The sequence below is a fragment of the Acinetobacter stercoris genome, assembly GCF_900323515.1.
GTDB lineage: Bacteria > Pseudomonadota > Gammaproteobacteria > Pseudomonadales > Moraxellaceae > Acinetobacter > Acinetobacter stercoris.
The window spans coordinates 1-4,087 of record NZ_OOGT01000270.1; the positions used below are offsets into that span (position 1 = coordinate 1).

The window sequence follows — 4,087 nt, forward strand, 5'->3', positions numbered from 1 at the left end:
GTTAATACTAATAAAATTTTTCACAAAAAAGACAAGAAAATACTTATACACATTTTGTAATAATTTTTTTTAAAAAATTCTGTATTTCCGACCAAAACTCATCTGTGCAAACAAAAAAAGCTGATTATTCATCAGCTTTTTGTGTGAAATTTACAGTTTATCAAGCAGCTCTAATTTCAAAATCGTGGGTGATCTCAACTCCCCCATCCGATAACATTTTGCTTGCAGAACAATACTTTTCTGCAGAAAGTTCGACAGCCTTAGCCACCTGCTTTTCTTTAACATCATGACCAGTTACAACAAAATGTAAATGAATTTTTGTGAATACTGCAGGAATTGTATCCGCCCTTTCAGCCTTTGCCTCACATACAACATCTGTCACATCTTGCCTAGATTTCTTTAATATAGTCACAATATCAAACGAGGCACACCCACCAAGTCCCATTAATATAAGTTCCATGGGACGTGGTCCACGGTTTTCACCCCCATATTCAGAGGAACCATCCATTATTACCTGATGACCACTTTCAGACTTTGCCTCAAAAGCAACATTCTCTAGCCATTGAACACTTGTTTGCATTGCAACTACCTAAAAAAAACTATAAATTACATATTAGCTGTAACACTAGCATAAATCGAGTTGAGAAGGAATTTCATCTCTGTGCTTCTGCGTGACAATTTTATTTAGATCTTTGATCTATTATTCATCCAAATTCGGAATTAATTAGCATGGTTTCTAATTTTTCACATTTAAGTACAGATGCTTTGTCTCCAGGTCAACTCCCTGAATCAGTCAAAGCTTTATTGAAACGTGCTTACATCAATCGTTTCCCAAAAAGAACAACGATTATTGATGCAGGTAGTGAGTCAAAATCTCTATACTTAATTTTAAAAGGTTCGGTTTCAATTATTTTACGCGAAGATGATGAGCGTGAAATTGTTGTTGCTTATTTGAATCCTGGGGACTTTTTTGGGGAAATGGGTTTGTTCGAACCAAACCCTCAACGCACTGCTGAAGTTCGTACACGAGATACATGTGAAATTGCCGAAATTTCATATGACAATTTCCATGAGCTTAGCAAACAGTATCCAGATTTGAGTTATGCTGTTTTCGCGCAACTTGTTCGTCGCTTAAAAAATACAACCCGTAAAGTTACTGATCTGGCGTTTATTGATGTTTCCGGTCGTATTGCCCGTTGTTTAATTGACTTATCAACTCAACCTGAAGCAATGATTTTACCTAATGGTCGCCAAATCCGTATTACGCGTCAAGAAATTGGACGTATTGTTGGCTGTTCACGTGAAATGGTTGGTCGTGTTCTAAAAACACTCGAAGAACAAGGCATGATCGAAACAGATGGTAAAGCCATTCTTATTTTCGACTCCTCTCTTGATGAATCATCTCTTGATAGTGATGATGACGATTATGATGACGAAGATTAATCTCTGATTCCCCCTCAAAAAAGCAAATCCAAGGATTTGCTTTTTTTATATCTAACATATGATTTATTTACATCATTATAAATATATTGCCTTTCCGACATTAACTTTTATCGGTTAATGTAGTTTAAGCCTACAATTTTCAGCGAATATAAAATATAAGGAATATACCTATGAATTTTAAACCACTTGGTCAAACTGGCATCGAAGTTCCAGAAATCTGCCTTGGGACGATGACATTTGGAGAGCAGAATAATCAGAATGAGGCATTTCAACAACTCAGCTATTCGTTAGATCAGGGTTTATATTTTTGGGATACAGCTGAAATGTATCCAGTTCCTCCTAAACCAGAAACACAAGGCGCAACCGAAAGTATTATAGGTCACTGGATTGCAAAATATGGTGCTCGTGACAAGCTCTTCCTTGCTTCTAAAATTGCCGGACCACAACAAGGAGGAAGTCATATCCGTGACGGCTATACACGCTTTGTCGAAAGTGAGATTGCGAGTGCCCTTGATGGCTCTTTAAAACGCTTGCAGACAGACTATATTGATCTATACCAATTGCACTGGCCTCAACGAGCAACCAATTTTTTTGGGCAACTCGGTTATAACAATCAGCATGCTCAAGAGCATGAAATTACTCCTCTGGAAGAGACTCTTTTAGCACTTCATAAAGAAGTACAAAAAGGACGCATTCGGTACATTGGACTTTCCAATGAAACACCTTGGGGAACGATGAAGTTTTTACAAATTGCTGAAAAATTAGGTTTAGAAAAAATTGTTTCTGTACAAAATCCATATAATTTGCTTAATCGCACTTATGAGATCGGGATGGCAGAGATAGCAAAACATGAAAATATTGGTCTACTCGCTTATTCACCTTTAGCCTTCGGCTATTTGACCGGTAAGTTTCGACATGGCGCCAAACCAGCTAATGCAAGAATAACTTTGTTTTCGCGCTTTAATCGCTATACCAATCCGCAAAGTGAATGGGCAACTGAACAATATGCTCTACTTGCAGAGAAACATGGAATCACACTCACTCAACTCGCATTAGCTTTTATCAAACAACAGTTTTTTGTCACGAGTACAATTATTGGAGCGACAAATATGCAGCAGTTGAAAGAAAATATTGATGCTTTTAATCTTGATCTGTCGGAAGATATATTGAAAGGCATTGATGATATTCATCGGCAACAATCAAATCCAGCTCCTTAAAATAAAAAAACCAGCTGATTAACAGCTGGTTTTTTTAATATGATTTATTTTCTTGAATTATAAACCTGCATAGCTGCTGGCAGGTTCTTTCTCATTGCTTCGATACGTGATGAATCTGTAGGGTGAGTAGATAACAATGCTGACCCTTTCGCACCACCTAATTTACCCATTTTTTCCCAAAGTGTAATTGCAGCTTGAGGATTATAACCAGCACGAGCCATTAGCATCAAACCACCATAATCTGCACGATTTTCCAAATTACGGGAATAGGGTAAACCAACACCAATCTGGCTACCCAAATCCAGTGCAGCACCACCTAGCCCACCACCAGCACTACCAACATAGGATTTCCCTATGCCTACTGCCAAATTAGTCAATGCTTGAGCACCTAGCTTTTGTTTAGAATGTTCCTCCAAAGCATGAGTCATTTCGTGCCCCATAACAGCTGCAATCTCATCATCTGTCAGGTTCAGCTTATTAACAATGCCCGTATAAAACACAACTTTTCCACCTGGAGCAACATAGGCATTAACTGTATCCGATTTTAAAACAGCAAGTTGCCATGTAAATTTTTGCCCGGTCTGATTCATTTGATCTGCATATGGAGTCATTCGCTTAAATACATTATTAATTTTGCGATAAGTGCTTGAACTTGTATCTAAGGTCTTGTTTGCTTGTGCTTCTTGTACTGTTTTGTTGAAACCTTGTGCTGCACTTAAATTGAGCGTTGCAGAATCTGCACCTGCCATATCAGCGATCGTTGTACAACCCGAAAAACTCAGGATGCTAGCAACACATGCACCCAATAAGAGACTCTTTTTCATGTTATTGCTCCAAAAAACAATTTGAAAAATAAAATTTTTGAAAATTATATAAAAATTTGAGCGTTTTTAAACACTTTTATCAAAAATATAAAACAAATGATTTATATTAGTTCAAAATAATATAGCAACCAATAAATCAAGCAAAGTACATTTAACACTAAATAAGCAATTGATAACGGCTTCACCTTGTCTTCAATCGTTATACTATTACGCTTAACCAATAAAAAAGTATTTTGAATCAATATTAAAGGAACTAGAATACAGGCTGTCAAAACTGTCAAACTTATAAATGCAGTCAGTAAAAGCTCCTGATCTTGAGTTTGCCCTGCGATTAACCACATGGCTATAGTCGGACATCCTCCTACTGCAAATAAAAAAGAATAAATCAAAGTTTTAGATATATTGGGTTGTAGCTTCATCCTGAAAATAATTCTCACTAAATTACAGTTTGTTGTATGATTTCTTGACAACTTTATATAGTCAACTTTAGTCGATCTCGTTAAATTTTCCAACTTTTTCAAGCTAAATTTCACACGTATTGGATAGATTTTTTTATTTTATTTACAGCCATCCATATAAATATCTTTTTAAAGTCTAATATTA

5 protein-coding genes are annotated in these 4,087 nt (G+C 36.4%); 2 read left to right on the forward strand and 3 right to left on the reverse strand.

Features of this window, described 5'->3' with window-relative positions; translation table 11 throughout:
* Positions 1-160: 160 nt before the first annotated feature.
* Complete coding sequence (locus KPC_RS18235; RefSeq protein WP_121975750.1) at positions 161-580, reverse strand: OsmC family protein; 420 nt, start codon at positions 578-580, stop codon at positions 161-163.
* Positions 581-729: 149 nt separating this feature from the next.
* On the opposite strand from KPC_RS18235, the gene crp reads away from it, so the two are divergent.
* Together crp and KPC_RS18245 are read left to right on the forward strand one after the other, a co-directional pair.
* Positions 730-1,443, forward strand: a complete 714-nt coding sequence (crp, locus tag KPC_RS18240; RefSeq protein ID WP_121975751.1) for a cAMP-activated global transcriptional regulator CRP — start codon at positions 730-732, stop codon at positions 1,441-1,443.
* Positions 1,444-1,613: 170 nt separating this feature from the next.
* Positions 1,614-2,660 carry an NADP(H)-dependent aldo-keto reductase gene (locus KPC_RS18245; protein ID WP_121975752.1) on the forward strand — a complete coding sequence of 349 codons (1,047 nt, stop codon included), beginning with the start codon at positions 1,614-1,616 and terminating at the stop codon, positions 2,658-2,660.
* Positions 2,661-2,704: 44 nt separating this feature from the next.
* Here KPC_RS18245 and KPC_RS18250 read toward each other — a convergent pair whose 3' ends face one another.
* Positions 2,705-3,484 carry a M48 family metallopeptidase gene (locus KPC_RS18250; protein WP_121975753.1) on the reverse strand — a complete coding sequence of 260 codons (780 nt, stop codon included), beginning with the start codon at positions 3,482-3,484 and terminating at the stop codon, positions 2,705-2,707.
* 101 nt (positions 3,485-3,585) lie between these two features.
* Positions 3,586-3,903, reverse strand: coding sequence for a hypothetical protein (locus KPC_RS18255; RefSeq protein ID WP_121975754.1), 318 nt, complete (start codon positions 3,901-3,903; stop codon positions 3,586-3,588).
* Positions 3,904-4,087 lie beyond the last annotated feature (184 nt).

Excerpts from the sequence above, each read along its gene's own strand:
- KPC_RS18235 (WP_121975750.1), bottom strand. The coding sequence starts at position 580 with ATGCAAACAAGTGTTCAATGGCTAGAGAATGTTGCTTTTGAGGCAAAG.
- crp (WP_121975751.1), top strand. The coding sequence starts at position 730 with ATGGTTTCTAATTTTTCACATTTAAGTACAGATGCTTTGTCTCCAGGT.
- KPC_RS18245 (WP_121975752.1), top strand. The coding sequence starts at position 1,614 with ATGAATTTTAAACCACTTGGTCAAACTGGCATCGAAGTTCCAGAAATC.
- KPC_RS18250 (WP_121975753.1), bottom strand. The coding sequence starts at position 3,484 with ATGAAAAAGAGTCTCTTATTGGGTGCATGTGTTGCTAGCATCCTGAGT.
- KPC_RS18255 (WP_121975754.1), bottom strand. The coding sequence starts at position 3,903 with ATGAAGCTACAACCCAATATATCTAAAACTTTGATTTATTCTTTTTTA.